This window comes from Acinetobacter sp. YH01024 (genome assembly GCF_013420195.1).
GTDB lineage: Bacteria > Pseudomonadota > Gammaproteobacteria > Pseudomonadales > Moraxellaceae > Acinetobacter > Acinetobacter amyesii.
Genome location: NZ_VOYQ01000020.1, coordinates 1 through 20,194 on the forward strand (window position 1 = coordinate 1; position 20,194 = coordinate 20,194).

15 protein-coding genes and 1 pseudogene are annotated in these 20,194 nt (G+C 36.9%); 12 read left to right on the top strand and 4 right to left on the bottom strand.

From position 1 onward, the window contains the following. Window positions 1-119 (top strand): annotated as a pseudogene (locus tag FTT88_RS09780) (IS30 family transposase); the annotation flags it as partial. On the opposite strand, the gene FTT88_RS09785 reads toward FTT88_RS09780, so the two are convergent. Then, complete coding sequence (locus tag FTT88_RS09785; RefSeq protein ID WP_180173887.1) at window positions 110-1,477, bottom strand: site-specific integrase; 1,368 nt, start codon at window positions 1,475-1,477, stop codon at window positions 110-112. The pseudogene FTT88_RS09780 and the gene FTT88_RS09785 sit on opposite strands and share 10 nt — an antisense overlap. A gap of 795 nt (window positions 1,478-2,272) precedes the next feature. Between FTT88_RS09785 and FTT88_RS09790 the strand changes: the two genes are divergently transcribed. The 9 genes from FTT88_RS09790 to FTT88_RS09830 all read left to right on the top strand — a co-directional run bounded on the left by FTT88_RS09790 (window position 2,273) and on the right by FTT88_RS09830 (window position 13,023). Then, a complete protein-coding gene (locus FTT88_RS09790) occupies window positions 2,273-2,563 on the top strand; it encodes a hypothetical protein (RefSeq protein WP_180107164.1) in 291 nt (96 codons plus the stop codon). 46 nt (window positions 2,564-2,609) lie between these two features. Next, entirely contained in the window at window positions 2,610-3,230 is a 621-nt protein-coding gene (locus FTT88_RS09795; RefSeq protein WP_180107166.1) for a restriction endonuclease subunit S, read from the top strand. Continuing rightward, complete coding sequence (locus FTT88_RS09800) at window positions 3,230-4,753, top strand: type I restriction-modification system subunit M (RefSeq protein ID WP_180107167.1); 1,524 nt, start codon at window positions 3,230-3,232, stop codon at window positions 4,751-4,753. The genes FTT88_RS09795 and FTT88_RS09800 overlap by 1 nt, the downstream gene beginning before the upstream one ends. Beyond that, complete coding sequence (locus FTT88_RS17460; RefSeq protein WP_180173888.1) at window positions 4,746-6,011, top strand: restriction endonuclease subunit S; 1,266 nt, start codon at window positions 4,746-4,748, stop codon at window positions 6,009-6,011. Before FTT88_RS09800 ends, FTT88_RS17460 begins: the two co-directional genes overlap by 8 nt. Continuing rightward, entirely contained in the window at window positions 6,011-6,949 is a 939-nt protein-coding gene (locus FTT88_RS09810) for an endonuclease NucS domain-containing protein (RefSeq protein WP_180107171.1), read from the top strand. The genes FTT88_RS17460 and FTT88_RS09810 overlap by 1 nt, the downstream gene beginning before the upstream one ends. A 116-nt stretch (window positions 6,950-7,065) precedes the next feature. After that, window positions 7,066-8,373 (top strand): nucleotidyltransferase, encoded by a 1,308-nt coding sequence (locus FTT88_RS09815; RefSeq protein WP_180107173.1) that lies wholly within the window; start codon window positions 7,066-7,068, stop codon window positions 8,371-8,373. 2 nt (window positions 8,374-8,375) lie between these two features. Further along, complete coding sequence (locus tag FTT88_RS09820) at window positions 8,376-8,984, top strand: SLATT domain-containing protein (protein ID WP_168542740.1); 609 nt, start codon at window positions 8,376-8,378, stop codon at window positions 8,982-8,984. Window positions 8,985-8,999: 15 nt separating this feature from the next. After that, a complete protein-coding gene (locus tag FTT88_RS09825; RefSeq protein WP_180107175.1) occupies window positions 9,000-12,281 on the top strand; it encodes a type I restriction endonuclease subunit R in 3,282 nt (1,093 codons plus the stop codon). A 1-nt stretch (window position 12,282) separates the two neighbouring features. Continuing rightward, complete coding sequence (locus FTT88_RS09830; RefSeq protein WP_180107177.1) at window positions 12,283-13,023, top strand: M48 family metallopeptidase; 741 nt, start codon at window positions 12,283-12,285, stop codon at window positions 13,021-13,023. On the opposite strand, the gene FTT88_RS09835 is transcribed toward FTT88_RS09830, so the two are convergent. Then, window positions 13,020-14,216 (bottom strand): tyrosine-type recombinase/integrase, encoded by a 1,197-nt coding sequence (locus FTT88_RS09835; protein ID WP_180107179.1) that lies wholly within the window; start codon window positions 14,214-14,216, stop codon window positions 13,020-13,022. The two genes, FTT88_RS09830 and FTT88_RS09835, sit on opposite strands and share 4 nt — an antisense overlap. Before the next feature lie 423 nt (window positions 14,217-14,639). On the opposite strand from FTT88_RS09835, the gene FTT88_RS09840 reads away from it, so the two are divergent. Beyond that, a complete protein-coding gene (locus FTT88_RS09840) occupies window positions 14,640-14,876 on the top strand; it encodes a VF530 family DNA-binding protein (protein WP_180004441.1) in 237 nt (78 codons plus the stop codon). 128 nt (window positions 14,877-15,004) lie between these two features. After that, window positions 15,005-15,703 (top strand): DUF1826 domain-containing protein, encoded by a 699-nt coding sequence (locus FTT88_RS09845; RefSeq protein WP_180004439.1) that lies wholly within the window; start codon window positions 15,005-15,007, stop codon window positions 15,701-15,703. Between the two features lie 114 nt (window positions 15,704-15,817). Here the strand turns inward: FTT88_RS09845 and FTT88_RS09850 are convergent, their stop codons facing one another. After that, window positions 15,818-18,973, bottom strand: a complete 3,156-nt coding sequence (locus FTT88_RS09850) for an efflux RND transporter permease subunit (protein WP_180173889.1) — start codon at window positions 18,971-18,973, stop codon at window positions 15,818-15,820. After that, window positions 18,963-20,189, bottom strand: a complete 1,227-nt coding sequence (locus FTT88_RS09855) for an efflux RND transporter periplasmic adaptor subunit (protein ID WP_180173890.1) — start codon at window positions 20,187-20,189, stop codon at window positions 18,963-18,965. Before FTT88_RS09855 ends, FTT88_RS09850 begins: the two co-directional genes overlap by 11 nt. Window positions 20,190-20,194: the final 5 nt, after the last annotated feature.

The window sequence follows — 20,194 nt, forward strand, 5'->3', positions numbered from 1 at the left end:
TTGCCATGTCACTGAATACTCGTCCTAGAAAAGCGTTAGATTGGCTTACACCATTAGAGAAATTTGCTCAGCTTGTTGATTATCATAAGACTTTTCAAACTGTCGCACCTCATGTTTGAATTCGCCCATTTTCATGAACACTTTTATCATTTAGAGGTAAAAATTTATCGCAACCATAACATGAAAAAACTGGATTTTTTTTACATAAGTTCTGTTTTAAATCACATCCACCAATACCAGATATTGCTATTCCATGTGGATAACTTTCAATGTATTTTTCAGTATTCAAATTATTTAATTCTTCTATACTTATAAAATCACCATGCGTAATTTTTGAAATTTTACTATATATATTAGATATGCCTAGAGCTTTATTAATTAATACTCCAGTCTGTGCAGATACTTGGAAGTAAATCAATGCACTTTTAGAATAAGTATGTCCTAGGAAGGAAGATACTTCATCTAAATTTGCCCCAGACTCAACTAGTCTCTGTGCAACTGAATGTCTAAATATATTTGCATTAATAGGATAACCTAATATTTTAATTGTTACTTTTCTTAAAATTTCACGTATATCGTTTTTATTATTAGAAAAAAAATAATAATTACCATGTTTATCTGTTTTTCTAATTTTTTCTTTAAAAAAAACTATCCATTCTGTTTTTATTTTTCTAACTAATGGAATTGCATTCATAGTATGTCTTTGTTTGATTTTTTGAAATTTAACATGAAGTGTTTCATCGTATTTATTTATTTTATAAGTTTTTAAGTCATAAAGCCTAAGCATTCCGACTTGTTTTGGCCTAACACCAAATTGATAAAAAAGTATAAGAACACAATATTCATCTAAATCTTTACTTGTTAAATTTTCATAGTTACTTACCTTGCCAATATAATTTAATATTTTTGCTTCCTCTTCTGTATTTAAAAAACAATCCCCGGATTTTATTTTTGCATATTTGTTTATTTTAAATCTTTTTAAATTTGATATATTCTCAATATCATTTTTATTCCATCTTAATAAATTATTAACAGAAAGATATATTAGGATGTTTTTTAGAAAATTTAGAGCTGGCAAGATTGTTGAGATTGTAAAGCTATTGATTTTATTTGATTTATAGATTTCCCAATTATAAAGAATTTTTTCTTTATTTTTTATAATGTCAATTATTTCTTGCTCAGAGAATACTTTTAGGAATCCATGAATATAATTAACTAATGTAGAAGATGAAAGATTAGTAAGTATGTTTATAGCAGTTAACTTAATTAAGTTTTTAATATTAGTCTTATATTTTTTAAAAACTATTATCTTTTTACACCCATCACTATAAATTTCCCAACTATCATTTTCAATATCCCTAAATGTGTGTATTTTTTCTGTAAAATCATCTTCATATCTAATATATTTTGTAGATATTTTAAATAAACCATCATCCTTAAATTCTAATGCACTTGCTTCTTGATATTTGTTATCCATGATAATTCCTTTTATTTCATTAAGAATAATATATAAAAAATAAATTTTTGCAAGCTCTTCAAGATTATTATAAATATAATAATCTCAATAAAATTCTATTTATTATAAATATAATAATCTCAATAAAATTCTATTTATTATAAATATAATAATTTTTATAATTAAATAATTATTAATGAACTGTTGTAAATGTGATTTAAATAAGAGTTTTAATTTGTAAGGTATTGATTTTTATATTTTATATGTAAAAATATTACTCTAGACAAGCCTGCAAAATAGGTCGAGCTGTCTTTCAATGATTGTTGCCTCAATTAAAAGCCGAATATGTAAAAGAACAGATTCTTTATATTGATGAGTCAGGCATCAATAGTAATGAAACAGCAGAATATGGTTGGTCTAAGAAGGGTGCAACAAAACCCTTCAGCAGTTTTTTATAAATTTGAATTAAATAATTGAATCACTTTCTATGAAGAGCACCAATAATCAATATACTTTAAATTCAAATAGCCAATATTAAATTTTTTGAGTTGAAAATAGCCAATATTAAATTTTTTGAGTTGAAATCTGAGAATTTCCAGAACCTCGTTGAAATTCACAAAAAGTAGGAAAATTTATTTATTATTTTACATAGGGAATCTACTGCGTTTTTTATTGACATAACACAAATACCAACCTAACATAACACTCGGCATGACTCATAGGGTCTCTACTGCATTAAATTTAGTGATGACAGGTGGCCGCCTGTCATCGAATTCAAAACCAATAACGTGACTAAACATTAGGAGTTAAGAACAAATGAAAGTATATCAGATCAATTATGACCTGCGTAAACAACGTAACTATGAAGAGCTGGATAAAAAAATTAAGGCTTATGGAACATGGTGTCGACCGTTAAAGTCCTGTTGGATTATCGTTTCGGATAAAACAGCACCACAGATTCGTGATGATTTACAACAAGTCATGGATAGAGATGATGGTTTATTAGTGACACGTTTGCAAAGAGATGCGGCTTGGATAAATTTGGATTCAGATAAAGACAAATCAATGACTGATTGGCTAAAGAAATATGTTGGTAACGCATCTTAAGTGGACTGAGCCAAGGATGGCTCATTCTCTTTCAGAGTAAATATTTATGGCAAAGTTAAAAAGATTCCTAAAACTGAGCGATCTCGCAGAGATCCGCACAGGCTTTACATTCCGTGAAAAGGTTGAAGAAGTTGAGTCAGGCAATGCCCACGTATTGCAGATCAAAGATATTCGTAGCATTGCAACGGATACATGTGGTTATACGCTTTTTTCAGATGCTTTACCGCAAATTGATTGGCAAGGTAAAGATAACGCAATCGTCTCACCTGAATGTGTGCTTTTACCTTGTCGAGGTGAGTATCTCAAAGCACATTATTTTGTAGGCAATCAGGATCAATCAAAAGTACTACCACTCATTGTGAGTAGCCAGTTTTTGATTTTAATGCCAAATAAAAAAGTCATGCCTGAATACTTATGTTGGTACCTGAACCAATCGAATGTGCAATATGAATTACGCAAAGAAAGTCAGGGTTCTAAGATGCCGATGCTGAGCGTATCAATAGTCAGCCAATTTGAGGTTGAAGTCCCTAGCTTGGACATTCAGCAACGCATAATCGAATTAAACCGTCTTTGGGAGCAAGAGCAGATCTTGACCCAGCAATTACTTAAAAATCGTGAACAAATGATGATGGGCATGTTTAAACAACTGCTCCAAGGAAACAAATAATGGTTACTCAAATTAATCAAGATACCGTCAATAAAGCCCTTTGGTCGGCATGTGATGTATTCCGTGGCACGGTGAGTGCAGATACCTATAAAGACTATATTTTGACAATGCTGTTCTTAAAGTACATCTCTGATGTATGGCAAGACCACTACGATAATTATAAAAACGAGTATGGTGATGAACCTGAACTGATTGAAGAAATGATGAAAAACGAGCGATTTGTACTGCCTCGTGAATCGAATTTCTATACCTTGCTTGAGCGTCGTTTTGAGCCCGGCAATGGCGAACGTATTGATATGGCTTTACATGCGCTTGAAGAAGCCAATGGTACAAAGCTCAAAGATGTAGGCAAAAGCGTTTTCCAAGATATCTCGTTTAATACCGATAAATTGGGTGAAGAAAAGCAAAAAAATACCATTTTAAAAGATCTTTTAGAAGTATTTGCTGTGCCTGATTTAGATTTAAAACCAAGCCGTGTCGGTTCACTTGATGTGATTGGTAACGGATATGAATTTTTGATTAAAAACTTCGCAGCGAGTGGTGGTCAAAAGGCGGGCGAATTCTATACGCCACCTGAAGTATCAGACTTAATTGCTGAATTACTTGATCCACAGAAAGGCGACAGTATTTGTGACCCTGCTTGTGGTTCTGGTTCACTGTTGATGAAGTGTGGTCGTAAGGTCGTCAGCAATCACAACAGTAAAGAGTACGCACTCTACGGGCAAGAGGCGATTGGTTCAACGTGGTCATTAGCTAAGATGAACATGTTCTTGCATGGCGAAGACAACCACAAAATTGAGTGGGGTGATACCATTCGTAATCCAAAACTATTGGATAAGAATGGCGACTTGATGCTGTTTGATATTGTGACAGCAAACCCGCCATTCTCATTAGACAAGTGGGGTTATGAGCAAGCTGAAAATGATAAGTTTGATCGTTTCCGTCGTGGTTTACCACCAAAGACCAAGGGTGATTATGCTTTTATCTCACACATGATTGAGACGCTTAAACCTGTTACGGGTCGTATGGGTGTTGTGGTTCCACATGGGGTGTTGTTCCGTGGCTCATCTGAAGGTAAGATTCGTGAAAAGTTGATTAACGAAAACTTATTAGATGCGGTTATTGGTTTACCTGAAAAGCTGTTCTATGGTACGGGTATTCCTGCTGCAATTTTAATTTTTAAAAAGCAAAAGTCTGATGATTCGGTTTTATTTATTGACGCAAGCCGTGAGTTTAAGTCAGGTAAAAATCAAAACAACTTAAGCCAAGATAATATTGCCAAGGTTATTGAAACCTATCGTGCCCGTGAAAGCGTAGATAAGTATGCGTATTTGGCGACTTTGCAGGAAGTGAAAGACAACGATTACAACCTAAATATTCCTCGTTATGTGGATACCTTTGAAGAAGAAGCTGAGATTGATTTGGTTGCTGTACGTGCTGAGCGTGAGCAGTTAAAGACTCAACTTGCTGAGCTTGAAGTTCAGATGGCGAAGTATTTAGAGGAGTTGGGTTGTGGTGAATGATACATCTAACTTCATTTCAGGTTTTGGAATTATTCCAAATGATTGGTCTTGTAAAACTGCCAATGAAATTTGCACAAAAATTTCTAAAGGGACTACTCCGCCTAAATCAGAGATTTCTAATGAAGGTAAAATTCCTTTTTTACGAGTTAATAATTTAACTTTTTATGGTCGTTTAGCACTAGATTCTGATTTCATATTTGTATCAAAACAGTCTCACGAAAATTTTCTATCGCGTTCAATGGCATTTCCTAATGATATTTTGATGAATATCGTAGGTCCTCCTTTAGGGAAAACAGCTCTACTTGATGACAGCTATCCTGAATATAATATGAATCAGGCGATTGTATTTTACCGGCTACAAAAAAATCTTGTTGATAGTAAATATTTTCTAGAGTTTTTAAATAGTTTTAAAGCTCAACAATGGTTACAGTCTAGATCTAAAAAGACTTCTGGTCAGCAGAATTTAACTATTGAGATATGTAAAGATTTACCAATTATTTTGCCACCACTTATTGAGCAAAAGGCAATCGCCCAAATCCTTTCAACTTGGGACCAAGCAATTTCGGCTACTGAAAAAATGCTTGAAAATAGCCAACAGCAGAAAAAAGCTTTGATGCAACAGTTGCTGACGGGTAAGAAGCGTTTGCTTGATGAGAATGGAGTGAGGTTTAGAGGGGAGTGGAAAAGTACAAAAGTGAAGGAAATTTTCAAGCCAGAAGTATTGTCAGCAGGAAACCAGGATTTCCCTATTTTTTCGGTGACAAAAAATGGTTTGGTTAATCAGTCAGAATATTTTAATAAATCTGTTGCTAGTGAAGATACTTCAAAATATAGGGTAGTCAAAACAGGAAGATTTGTAATGAGTGGGCTGAACTTTTGGATGGGGTCGGTTGATGTTCATTTAATGGATTTTCCAGTTATTGTATCACCTGCATACAAAGTGTTTGTTATTACAAATTTATCTTCTCCTGAATTTATGAAGCACTTTATAAGAAGCAGTTTATTCCAGAAAGTATTGGAAGCAGCATCGGTTGTAGGAGCTTCAGTTGTTAGAAGAAACTTCAGTGAGAGTATTTTTAATAGCTACGAACTTTTTATACCCGAAATAGCCGAACAGGAAAAAATTGCTGCTGTTCTTTCTGCTGCTGATCAGGAAATTGAAGGTTTGCAGAAAAAACTTGATTGCTTGAAGCAAGAAAAAAAAGCACTTATGCAACAACTTTTGACAGGTAAAAAACGTGTCAAGGTGGCTGCCTAATGATGCAAATAACACCTAGCTATTACCGCATTATGGCGGGTGCCAAGTCTGTATTTGCTCAAGAGTTTCTAGAGGGCGGCTTTATTGCCGCCAACTGGAACATTGACCAAGACTTAACCCATGACTTACCTGATGATTGGCGTGAGTTTAATCATCGTTTTATTCCTGTTTATTTAACAGCCTTACCTGAAAAAAGTAAGATTTCAGCAGGCTTAGCATGTGGCATGCTACATACCCTTTCTAAAGGGATTAAACAGGGTGACATTATCCTTACACCTCGTGGGGATGGTCATTATCTCGTGGGTAAAGTCATATCTGACTATTACTACGTGCCTTCTGGCGAGTTAAGCCATCGCAGAAAAGTTGAATGGTTTGAACAGACTTTACCTAGGGAAATGATGTCTCAAGAGCTAAAAAACTCATCGGGATCAGTGGGTACAGTTTGTAATCTGACCAAGTATGCAGAAGAGCTTAAAACACTTATTGATGGCAAAGAAACAGTTGAATATCTTGAGCCTGATGAAGTAGTCGAAGACCCAACAGCTTTTGCTTTAGAAAAGCATTTAGAGCATTTCTTGGTAGAGAACTGGTCTAAAACTGAGTTGGGTGCAACATACGACATTTATACCGAAGAAGGTCAATTGGTCGGTCAGCAGTATCCATCGGATACTGGTCCTATCGATATCTTGGCAATCAGTAAGGATAAGAAGACATTGCTTGTTGTTGAGCTAAAACGTGGTCGTGCAAGTGATCGTGTCGTGGGGCAAATCCAACGCTATATGGGCTATGTCAAAGATGAGTTGGCTGAGGCAGATCAGCAAGTGAAAGGTGTGATTATTGCACTAGAAGATGACTTAAGAATTCGTCGTGCTTTGAGCGTGGCACAGAATATTGAGTTTTATCGTTATCAGTTGAGTTTTAAGCTGAATAAAAGCTAATGCAAACTGAAATTTGACTCTTAAAGATTATATTTGGCGTCACTAAATATCAAATGGATCGTTAGAAACAAGGACGTTTTTAATACTTTATCAACAATTAAAACTTGAGGGCTGTAATGTCAATTTCCCAAATGTTTCAAGACTTTTTAAGCAATATTAAAGTTGCAAATGAAGAACAAATCACGTCACGTTATCAAGAGATAACATGTGCATTGAACAAAAAATTTCGTGATACCGAATCAAAAACATCAAACCAATTACAAGTTGGTTCGTACGGCAGATGGACTGCGATTAAAGGTATTTCAGATTTAGACATGTTGTACATCATGCCACCCTCAAAATGGGATGATTATAAAAATGGCGGTCAATCAAAGTTATTAAAGGATACAAAAGATGCAATTCTTGCACGTTATCCTCGAACTACCGTATTTGTAGATCGATTAGTTGTATGTGTCCAATACACAAATTTTCATGTCGAGGTACAGCCTGTTTTTGAGCAAGAGGATGGTTCGTATAAGTATCCAGATACAAAGAATGGTGGCAGTTGGAAAATTACTAAGCCTCAAGCCGAAATTGATGAAATGAAAAGCATGAATGAGGCAAAAAATAAAAACTTGCGTCGTTTATGTAAGATGGCTAGAGCTTGGAAAAATAAGCATGGAGTGGGCATAGGAGGCCTATTAATAGACACACTCGCCTACAATTTTATGAAATCGACTACGAATTATGATGACAAGAGTTATAGTTCATATGATTGTTTAAGTAGAGACTTTTTTAAGTATTTATCCGAACAACCCGATCAAGATCACTATCAAGCTTTAGGTAGTAATCAGGATGTCAAAGTTAAAAGTAAATTTCAAAGAAAAGCTAAAAAAGCATATGAGAATTCGCTTAAAGCTATTGAAAATGCAGGAAAGAGTTCGGCTAATGATTATTGGCGAAAAGTATATGGAAACTCTTTCCCTAAAGCAGCAACTACTATCGTTAAATCAATGACATTAGGTGAGTTACGCTATAGAGATACTGAAGAGTTTATTGAGAATAAATACCCAATAGATATACGTTATCCGTTAAAAATAGAATGTGAAATTACTAAACATGGTGCATTCATAGATTTCTTAAGTCATTTTAAAAGAAATCGTAAAAAATTAAATAGCGGAAGAAGTCTTAGATTCTATATCGATAAAAATGGGACGCCCTCTAGTTTACCAGAGCAAAAATATTCTGTTTTATGGAAAGTTCTAAATCGTGGAGAGGCTGCAAAAAGTCGAGATTGTATTAGAGGGCAAATTGTTGCGGATCTAGGGCAGAATCAAAAAACTGAAACCGCTGATTTTAATGGTGAGCATATAGTGGAATGCTACATCATTCAAAATGCTGTAGTTGTAGCTCGTGACCGCATTTATGTGCCGATTGAGGAGTGAAGATGATTAAAGATGATTTACTTAAATGTATTGCGGAAACTGGTTATAACGTAGGTTTTGGGGCAAAGAAGAATCTAGCGACTTATGATTTAGTGGAGAAATTACCTGGCTGGATAAGCTTTGTTTCAATCGCTTTTGGTATTTACTCTTTGGTCTTTGATGCACTTTCAACTAAGTTCCTATCGGCAACATTTACATTGGTTGGCGTAATTGGACTGTATGTCATAATGTATGATGCTAAAAAAAATGAATATAAGACAGCAGGAGATGAGTTGACAAAAATTTATAATCAGTTGAGAACATTATATTATTCAGTCCAAGGTAAAAGTAATAGTGATGATTTAACATTTTTAATTGAAGAGTATCGCCAACTAGAGAATCGGTATTGTTCAGTTGGTTTAGGTAAACAAATGTTGTTCAGTGATTGGTGTGCACACTATAAATTCTTTTGGCAACATCAAATTGAATGGGTTGATGAGCAGAAAAATTTTAGTTTTTTTAGGGATAAAGTGCCGTTAAGTTTTTATATGTTCTTGGTGGTATTAATTGTTATGGCTATCTGCTTTATTTATAAAGCAAATCTTAGTGCATGTTTCGCAGTTTTATTTTAAAAGTTTTGGTTTGATATGAACGGTCTCTCAATTAAGTTTCAAGAAGAATACAGTGCTAAGATTCCCGCATTAACATTGTTAATGAATCTGGGGTGGTCGTTTTTACCGCCATCACAGGCACTTGTTGCCCGTGATGGTAAACAAGACCAAGTGGTATTACGTCAAATTTTACGTAAAGAGCTCTCTAAACGTACTTTTCCATTTGCGGGTCAAGAATATCCACTTTCAGCAAAGTCGGTAGACAACTTAATTGCTGAAATCTGTAGCCCAGCTTTGAATGAGGGGCTACTGACTGCCAACGAAAAAATGTATAACCATTTGTTCTACGGTATTCCTGTAACTGAATTTGTAAATGGAAAAAAAGTTAGCCCAACGATTCCATTGATTGATTGGCATAACATCCATAATAATGACTTTTCATATACAGAAGAATTTGCTGTAACACGTTCAGGTGGAGTAGATACACGTAGACCCGATATCATTTGCTTTGTAAATGGTATTCCTTTAGTTGTGATTGAAGCAAAACGCCCTGATAGTCAGGCAAAGAAAGGTCCAACAATTAATGAAGGTATTTCTCAGACACTTCGTAATCAGCGACCTGATGAAATTCCACATCTGTTTGCATATAGCCAACTGATACTCTCTATAAATGGGCATGAAGGTCGTTACGGCACATGTAATACCCCTGCAAAATTTTGGGCTGCATGGCGAGAAGAAGATATTTCTGATGCAGAAATGTATGCGCTTAAAAATAAGAAATTAAGTGCTGTACAAAAAAACAGTTTGTTCGCATATCGTCATGCAGATGATCTCAAGTGGTATGAAAATCTAATTGCAGGTGGAGACTTAGCTGTTACAGGTCAAGATCAACTGCTGATCAGCCTATTAAAGCCTGAGCGACTACTCGAAATGGTTCGCCTATATACGCTTTTCGATAAGAAAGCAGGAAAAATTGTTGCTCGTTATCAGCAAATCTTTGGTATCAAACGACTCATTGAGCGTATTAGTACTAAGAACACCAAAGGTGGCCGTGAAGGTGGTGTCATTTGGCATACAACAGGTTCAGGTAAATCTTTTACCATGGTCTTTCTCAGTAAAGCATTGATCTTGCATGAAGCTTTAAAACAATGTCGTATATTGGTTGTCACTGACCGTGTCGATTTAGAAGATCAACTCAGTAAAACCTTTGTATCAGGTGGTGAACTGGCAGGAAAAAGAGACAAGCTAAATGCTATGGCGACTTCTGGCAAACGCTTGGCTGAACAAATTGGTAAGGGTACAGAGCGAATCATGTTCTCTTTGATTCAGAAATTTAACTCTGCAACCAAACTTCCTGAATGTGTTAACACAAGTTCAGACTTCATTGTCCTGATTGATGAAGGGCACCGAAGCCAAGGTGGTGAAAACCATGTGCGTATGAAACTCGCACTTCCAAATGCGGCATTCGTGGCATTTACAGGTACACCATTGCTTAAAGATGAAAAGACCGTTAACAAGTTTGGACCTATTGTTCATGCTTATACTATGCAGAGAGCGGTAGAAGATAAGACTGTAACACCTTTGCTTTATGAAGAACGAATCCCTGATTTAGACGTAAATGAACGTGCGATTGATACGTGGTTTGAACGGATTACAGAAGGTTTAAATGATCAGCAAAAAGCAGATTTAAAACGTAAATTTGCGAGAAAAGGTGAGATTTATACTGCGGATGATCGTATTCGCCTGATTGCGTTAGATATTGCCAATCACTTTGTGAAAAATATTGATGATGGTTTAAAAGGACAGCTTGCTTGCGATAGCAAGGCTTCAGCGATTAAGTATAAAAAGTACTTGGATGAAGCAGGCTTGTTTGAGTCTGCTGTGGTGATGAGCCCACCTGATAGTCGTGAAGGAAATACTGATGTTGATGAATCGACTACCCCTGAAGTGACCCAATGGTGGAAAGACAATGTCGGCACTCAGGATGAGCAAACTTATACCAAACAAGTAATTGAGCGTTTTGAAAAAGATGATTCGCTTAAATTGCTGATAGTGGTGGATAAGCTCTTAACAGGTTTTGATGAACCTAAAAATGCTGTTCTTTATATTGATAAAAATTTAAAACAGCACAATCTGATCCAAGCAATTGCGCGTGTAAACCGACTTCATCCAATGAAAAAGTTTGGTTTATTGATTGACTATCGAGGTATTTTAAAAGAATTAGATTCCACAATTCTTGATTACCAAGATCTCGCTGCTCGTACCCAAGGTGGCTATGATATCAATGATCTTACAGGCTTGTATACGCAAATGAGCTCTGAATACAAACGTTTACCTCGTTTGTATAAAGCGCTATGGGCGATTTTTGATGGTGTAAAAAATAAAAATGATCCAGAGCAGTTGCGCCAAGTTTTAGTCCCACGCATTGAAGAACGTGAGGGTGAGTTAGTCGATATTCACTTAAAAGTTCGTGATGATTTTTATGAAGCACTTACAGAATTTGCCAGTTGTTTAAAAGTTGCATTGCAGTCAGCAACCTTCTTTGAAGATAAAAGCTTTTCTGATGCAGATCGTCAGCACTACAAAGAAACAGTCAAACTATTTACAAGCTTGCGTCAGATTGTGAAACGAGATGCTGGAGAGACTATTGACTATGATCAGTATGCTGAGCAAGTCAAAAAACTTCTTGATAAACATGTTGTGGGTATTGAGGTAAAAGACCCTGATGGAGTCTATGAAGTCGGCAAGATGGGCAAAATGGCGCAACCCGAAGATTGGAGTGAAGAGAAAACACGTAATGAAACGGATATCATCAAAACTCGTGTAACGAAGATGATTGAACAGCAATTGCGTGATGATCCTTATGCTCAGGAGGCTTTCTCTAAACTTTTACGTCAAGTCATTGAAGAAGCAGAGAAAGAATTTGATCATCCATTGAAGCAACACATGCTGTTTAAAGAGTTTGAAGAGCAAGTTGAGGCTCGTCGTTTAGATGAAATTCCTGATGTGTTCAGTGGTAATAAGCATGCTCAAGCTTATTATGGTGTATTCAAGAAACTATTACCTGAAGCATTCTCGATAACAGATCAACAGAATCAAGATAAGTGGATTGAACTCGCTTTCGAGGTTGATCGTTCTGTCATGAGCTCTGTAGCTGAAAACTCAATTAATCCACAAAATATTGAAGCAGATATCCGTAAAAAACTATTACCGCAGATGTTCCGTGAATGTAAATCCATTGGTAGTGGTATGGATCAAGCCAAAAAAATTGTGGAAATGATCGTACAAATTACTCGGGTCGGTTTGAATGGGCTCTAGGATGAATACGCTGCCAGAGAGAAAGTTAAGCATCATTTATGGTGATGAAGTTGTTGATTTTGAGGTGCTTGAAAGTCCTAGCCGTACTGAAAAGATACTAATTAAAGTCTATGCTGATTGTCGGGTAGTTGTATCGGCACCGTTAAATGCAGATGATAAAACAATCATTGAAGCTGTAAAGCAGCGTAGTCGTTGGATCTATAAACAATTACGAGAGTTCCGTGAGCAAAGCAAATTTATCATGCCTCGCCAATATAAAAGTGGTGAAAGCCACTTTTATTTGGGTAAACAATACCAATTGAAAGTGATTCATGATGATACCAAGCCAAAAGGTGTAAAACTTCTGAGGGGAAGATTGGAGGTAAACACCTTAGATACGGATATTGAAAGTATTAAATCTCATTTAAATGAATGGTACAGATCTCGAGCAAAAGTCATATTTGAAGTACGATTGAGGCAGATTCTTGAAAAAGCCTTATGGGTTGAAGCTAAGCCTGATATACGACTCATGACAATGCGCACACAGTGGGGGAACTGTTCACCATCAGGTCTTCTTACACTGAACCCGCATCTAGTTAAAGCGCCCGCAATTTGCATTGATTATGTGATTTTGCATGAACTTTGTCATTTGGTTGAACATAATCATAGTGAGCGTTTTTATCAACTTCTAAGTCAAGTTATGCCTGATTGGCCAATAATCAAAAAACGGTTAGATGATAGAGCGACAGCAATCATTCACTAATCGTGACTAAATATTCTTTCTATTGTTGATATTCTTCTATTTAATATATCGAGATATTTTGCCTGCATTTGGTCATTGAAGGCACTGCTAGCATAGTATGCTGGCATTTTGGAATCTGGCCACCATCCAAAATAACTCCTCATTACAGCAAACATATTATCTCTATTATCATCTGGATAGAGCGAAACACAAATTGAAGCAGCAGTATGACGTAACATATGAGGTGATAGGCTTGTAAGACCGTGTGTCTTTTCTAACTGTTTTGATAATTCTATAGGCAACGCTTGATAAATTTTTAGAAATGTCTTATTTAAGGCTTCTACGGACAATGGTTTATGCCTATTGGATATAAATATAAAAGGGGTGTAAGAGCGTGGTCTATAGCCCTCACAATAAATTTTGAGTAGTTTGTATATATCCTCACCAATAGGTATCTGCCTAGTAGCATATTGATTTTTTAAATTCAGCTCTGTAAAGCGTTCATCATCATCGCTCTCATTATTTTGTACATTTAAGTAATAATAATTTTTATTATTTTTAAAGCTTTTCGTCATGAAGAAAGAATCGATATTTAATAGTAATAATTCTCCACGTCTCAAACCTACATATGACAATAGAATGTATGCCACATAATATTTCCACTGTGTTTGTAAATGCTTAAAAGGATTGTTAACAGCACCTGGGACTAGAATTTCATCAAGATAGTCAATAATGACTGGAGGTAATGATTTAATTTTTAATATTTTTTTAGATTTTCTAAACTTAAATTGAGATAGTTTTTCTGATAAATCTTTGATTGATTCTTTTAATTCAAAATTAATATTATTACTAGTATTTAATTTAAACTCTTGAATTTTTTCATAAAAAACTACAACATCCGCCCAAATTTCATTATTAATTGGTTCTAAATCATTACATAAATGACAATAATAGGAGAAGAAGTAATTTTTAGTGTTATCTAAGTTGGACTCATCAAAAATCTTATCTGGAAAAATATGAAGCTTGGTATCTAAAAACTCATAAAAATGATTAATGTGTCTAAGAATTTTATATTTAGTATTAGTAGCCAAATGACAAATAAAAAACTCATTGTAAACCTGAGGCCAAACGTATGGCACAAGACAAGAATTAGTGATGACAATTAATTTGTCATTAGTCTTTTTATGGAATTTATCTTTAAATTTTAAGAGCATTTTTATCTATTCTTTAAATATAACCATGCTACATATTTTTGATATCAAGACCAAATATTAAAGTGTTAAGAAACATGAACAACACTTAAATGACATTTTACGATTTTAAAGCATTAGAGAGATTATGTAGTTTAAACAACAAGTACTAAAGTACCTTTTGTTCGTATAATATATATTATGTTAAATAGCATATCCAAGACTGTGGCCTACACAACGCATCCGTTGCCACAGCTCGACATCGTGAATCTGTAAAATTATCATTCACGATGCCGAGTACGCTAATGAACATAATATACGTTATGCCGAAATCAGAATCTTATCAATTGGCGAATCTGACGTTCCTGATGTTTAAATTCAAACCCTCTCATTTTTTCAACTCGCTCAGGTTATAATAATGGTCTCCCAAAATATGATTGATCTAATATGAGCACCTCCAATGACCCTTTACACGGCAAAAAACTTGCTGACATCTTGGATGAATTATTGGATTACTACGGTGGTTTTGAAAGCTTAAGCCGCAAAATTGAAATTAGATGTTTTTGCATAGATCCAAGCGTTAAATCATCACTACGATTCTTACGTACTACACCTTGGGCACGTGAAAAAGTAGAAAGCTTATATTTGTATGTCTTACGCCAAAAAGCCAAACAGAAAGCGTAACGATGAATGCCTATGCTCGAATAATTTTGTATAGCAGTTTATGGTTTAAGATAGAATAAAACTGCTTAATCCTTCTAGCACTTCCTTGTACGCAGTATCTTCGCCTCAGATTTAAATTGATCCCTATTATGAGCAATACTTTTTCCCAGCATCCTCAAATTGGTGTAGTCACTACATTTTCTGAATTGATTCATAGTCATTTCGAAGGTCAAATGAATGCGCTTTGCTGGCAACGCAGCATACAAGGCGACTTTAAAGAAATAGTCGAAAAACTCGAACTGATTGAAAATATAACCGAAATTTCTATAGATGATCTGATGAAGTTAACACTTTCATCGCAAGGCCATTTAGCCAGAGAAGTTATTTTAAATGATCTGCAACAATTAACAGAATTTGGTGCATCACCTTCGTTGAACTTGCTCAAATGTTATGAACGAGATGATGAATTCGATTTCATCTCAACCGATGTTTATTCCTTTCATGTCGATCGATCACCTATCGCTACCGATACCTTTTTATGTACATATTATGGTGCTTCCAGTGATATTGTGCCAAATGATCAAGTGACACAAAGAATCTTAATTCCTAAAATACGAGAACAACTTAAAGATTTGTACGATGGCCCTACCTCAGAATTTGATGATTTTTTAGCGGAATATTTTTTTGATTTACATTATCAGCTCAAAGAAAATGCTGTGCCTGTAAATCTAGGCAATGGTCATCTTTGGCGTTTAGCGGTGGATCATCCTACACAGCAAGTTTTGCCTTGTGTACACCGCGCACCTGTAGAAAATGTAGGTGAATATCGGCTTATACTGATTTGCTGATTTTAGCTGTGTTTAAATATTGATAAATCGTAAGTCCATACGATCCATTCTGTCTAATGAATGAACCGTATGGGTTAATGCAATATCGTTTTAATCAAAATTGCTTAGTCTAGATTATTGAGATCGAGCTGTATTAAGCCAGCGGTAAAGCACTGGCAATAGCACCAAGGTCAGCAAGGTGGAAGAAAGAATACCGCCGATCACAACCGTGGCTAAAGGCCGTTGCACTTCCGCACCTGTACCTGTTGCCAAAGCCATTGGTACAAAACCTAAAGAGGCAACACAGGCAGTCATGAGTACTGGGCGTAATCGAAGTACAGCGCCCTGCCATACGGCTTCATGCAATGGATACTTGTCCCCCAGTTCTTTAATGAAGGTCAGCATGACCAGGCCATTCAGCACAGCAACACCTGAGAGTGCAATAAATCCAATCCCTGCAGACATCGAAAGCGGAATATCTCTTAACCAAAGAAACAATACACCGCCCGTTAAGGCAAAGGGTACGCCAGTAAAGACCAGCAGACTTTCTTTCACATTATGAAATACTGCCATTAATAAAATAAAGATGGTCAGTAGTGCTAAAGGAATGACAATTTGCATTCTTGCTTTGGCAGATGCAAGGTTTTCAAATTGACCGCCATATTCAATCCAATAACCGCTTGGTAATACATATTGTTTCAGCTGAGTCTGCATATCCGCCACAAAAGAACCTAAATCACGGCCTTCAACATTGGCAGTCACTACAATACGGCGTTTACCATTTTCACGGCTGACTTGATTGATCCCATCTACATTAGACACTGTGGCAACATTTGAGAGTACAATACTGCCACCATTTGGCAACTTTAACGGTAGTTGTGAAATCGTGCTTACATTACGGTCTTGATCATTTAAACGAATAACAAAGTCAAAACGGCGATCACCTTCTAAAATCTCCCCTACACTTTGTCCACCGACACTGGCTGCCACAGTATCCTGTATAGATTTAACGCTTAAACCATATTGCGCAGCCAAAGCCTTATCTATTTCAATATTTAATAAAGGTAAACCTGAAGTTTGTTCAACTTTTACGGCGCTACTCCCCGCAACTTGCTGCATAATTTTGGCGATCTTAGTGGCCTCTGTATTGAGCACTTGCATATCATCGCCAAATATTTTGACGCCCACATCACTACGCACACCTGAGATCAGCTCATTAAAGCGCAGTTCAATAGGTTGGGAAAACTCACTGTTATTACCTGGAATCGTAGCCACATAAGCCACCATACGGCCACGCAGGTCATCCACACTTTCTTTAGGGTTCGGCCATTCATTTCGTGGTTTAAGCATAATATAACCATCGGAAATGTTCGGAGGCATTACATCGGTTGCCACTTCTGCTGTACCTGTACGAGCAAATACAGCGTGAATCTCTGGAAATTTTTTCAACAGCAGTTTTTCAGCGTTTTCCTGCATTCTTAATGATTCTTCTAAACCAGTGCTAGGTGAGCGCATCAGTTGAACTGCAAAATCACCTTCACTCAGCTGTGGTGCAAACTCACTGCCAATTTTAGTGCTTAAAAGCCCAGTAATGAGCAGTAAACACAGTGCAAAAGTCATCACCACAGCCTTGTAATGAAAAGCTGTATTTAATATTCGAAGATACTGCTTTTTCAGCCAAGTCATCCAACGGCTTTCTGTTTCTTTAATTTCACCTTTTACCCAAAGCGCTACAGCAGCAGGTACAAATGTAATAGACAGAATGATCGCCGCCACAAGTGCCAATACCACAGTTAATGCCATCGGATGGAACATTTTTGCTTCTACACCGCTTAAAGCAAAAATTGGCAAATACACCACTAAAATAATTAATTGTCCAAATATCAGCGGACGGCGTGCCTGACGTGCAGCCAAAAAGACTTCTTTAAAGCGTTCATTTTGCGTTAATGGGCGTTTCAACGTTTGCTGTGCATGGGCTAAATGTCGTATACAGTTTTCAACAATCACCACTGCACCATCAACAATAATCCCGAAATCCAATGCGCCTAAGCTCATTAGGTTCGCGCTGATATTCTTTTGTGCCATGCCGGTTAAGGTAAATAGCATTGAAAGTGGAATAACGCAGGCAGTAATTAAGGCGGCACGGATATTACCTAAAAAGATAAATAAAATGATGATGACTAGAATTGCGCCTTCAACCAAGTTCTTTTGAACGGTTTTAATAGCTTTCTCCACCAATGTGGTACGGTCATACACTGTTTCAATTTTTACCCCTTTGGGTAAGCTGGCTTGAATGTCTTTAATTTTGGCATCTACAGCTTTCGAGACAGTTCGGCTATTTTGTCCCATGGCCATCATGGCAATACCTAAAACCGTTTCTTCTCCGTTATAGGTTGCACCACCTGTGCGCAAATCATGCCCAATGGAGACTTGCGCAATATCACCCACCCGAATTGGACTGCCATTTGGGCTGTCAATCATGGTGTTTTCAATATCTGAAATGGTGTTTAAGGTTCCCGGCACTCGAACTGTTAACTGCTGACCATTTTCCTCAATAAATCCTGCACCACGGTTTTCATTATTTTCTGTAAGCGCTTGCTGTAATTGTTCTAATGACAGGTTCAGCTGTTGCATGCGGTTTAAATCAGGTGAAACCACGTAGGTTTTATTAAAACCACCAATACTGTTGACCTCGGCAACACCTTGTACACGCTGTAATTGCGGACGCACAATCCAGTCCTGAATTTCACGCAAATCCATCGCGCTATATGCCGTACCATCTGCTTTTTTTGCATTGGGTTCTGCTTTCAGCACCCATTGATAAATCTCGCCCAAACCTGTCGAAACTGGCGACATCGTCGGAGAAACCTGAGTAGGCAATGTCGACTGAACTTCTTGTACCCGCTCATTAATTTGCTGACGCGCCCAGTAAATATCCGTACCATCTTTAAAGACAATCGTGACTTGTGATAGTCCATAACGGGAAATAGAACGGGTCAGTTCCAAATCAGGAATACCTGCCATCGCATTTTCAATGGGATAGGTAATCCTCTGTTCAACTTCAAGCGCTGTAAAGCCATTGGCCTGCGTATTAATCTGCACTTGGGTATTGGTAATATCAGGGACAGCATCAATCGGCAGTTTTTGATAACTGTAAATCCCGACGGCAATCCATGTACAGACAAACAGCATCACCCAAATTGCATTTTGAATTGAAAACTGAATAATGCGTTCGAATAGACCTTCTGGCTTTGGTAAATTTGTGTTCGGATTCTCTGAATTAGTGTTCATGGCCAGCCTCGTCTTTTTCCAGTTCAGATTTCAGTAAAAAACTGCCTTGGGAAATATACTTTTGCCCAGCCTCAAGACCCGAAATCACTTCTAGCCATTGCCCATCACTGGATGCTTGTCCAAGTTTTAGCGCTTGCGCTTTTAAATGCACTTGGCCTTTTTGTTCAGATTCAACAATAAAAATACTGTCTTTACCCTCTATGCTTTGCACGGCGGACTTTTGCACCCTTAATGCATTCTTAGTGCCCGAATCTGCCAATAGCACATTGACCATCACATTTGGGCGAAGCTCAGCAGATTGTTGTTTTAATTTGGCGCGTACCACCAAGCGTCCGGTTTGTACATCTGCCTGTGATGTCAGGCTTTGTACCTCTGCGCTATAGAGCTGATCTGAACCATTGATTTTGAAAGAGACATTTTGACCCGTTTGTAATTGTGAGGAATATTGATGAGCTAAGTTAAATTCCAGCCACAAATCTTTGAACTGTTCGATGGTGAATAATTGGTCTGCCAATTGCACATTTTCACCCACCACAATATCTTTTTGACTAATCACTCCAGCGATTGGCGCACGAATAATAAATCGCCCATTTTGACCCCTATTCGCGCCCAAAGCTTGCAAGCGCGATTTTGCTGACTGTACGCTAATTTGAGCCTGACGATAGGCATTTTCAGCACGCTGATAATCTTGTTTGGCAGAAATTCCTTGAGACCAGAGCTTTTGCTCACGCTGATAATCTTGACGGGCTAAATCTAAATTGGCTTCTGCTATGCGAAAATTGGCTTGCTGATCAATCAACTCAGGTACAGAAAGTACAGCTAAAGTTTGCCCTTTTTGTACAGTTTGACCGAGTGCCACACTGACTTGTTCGACATGCCCACTGAAATTTGGAGAAATATGTGCCTGCTGATCAGTATTGACGGCTAATTTACCCGGCAATTGAATAATATTTTCGACCAGACCATTTTCTACAGTCGCAATTTTAATTCCTTGTTCCACCATTTGTTGAGTGGTGAGTTGCAGTTCACCTTCTTCCGCATGTTCTGCTTCAGTATCACTCTTTTTGGCTTCGCTATTTTCACCTTCCGACTCAGTTTTATCCGCATCGGATTTATTTGTACTTAACCAAATAGCAGTACACAGCATCAGCGTTAGGCCAACCAAAACTGCAATCATCAAAGGCTGTGAAATTTTTCCATCTTGTTTAATTTTCATGTGAT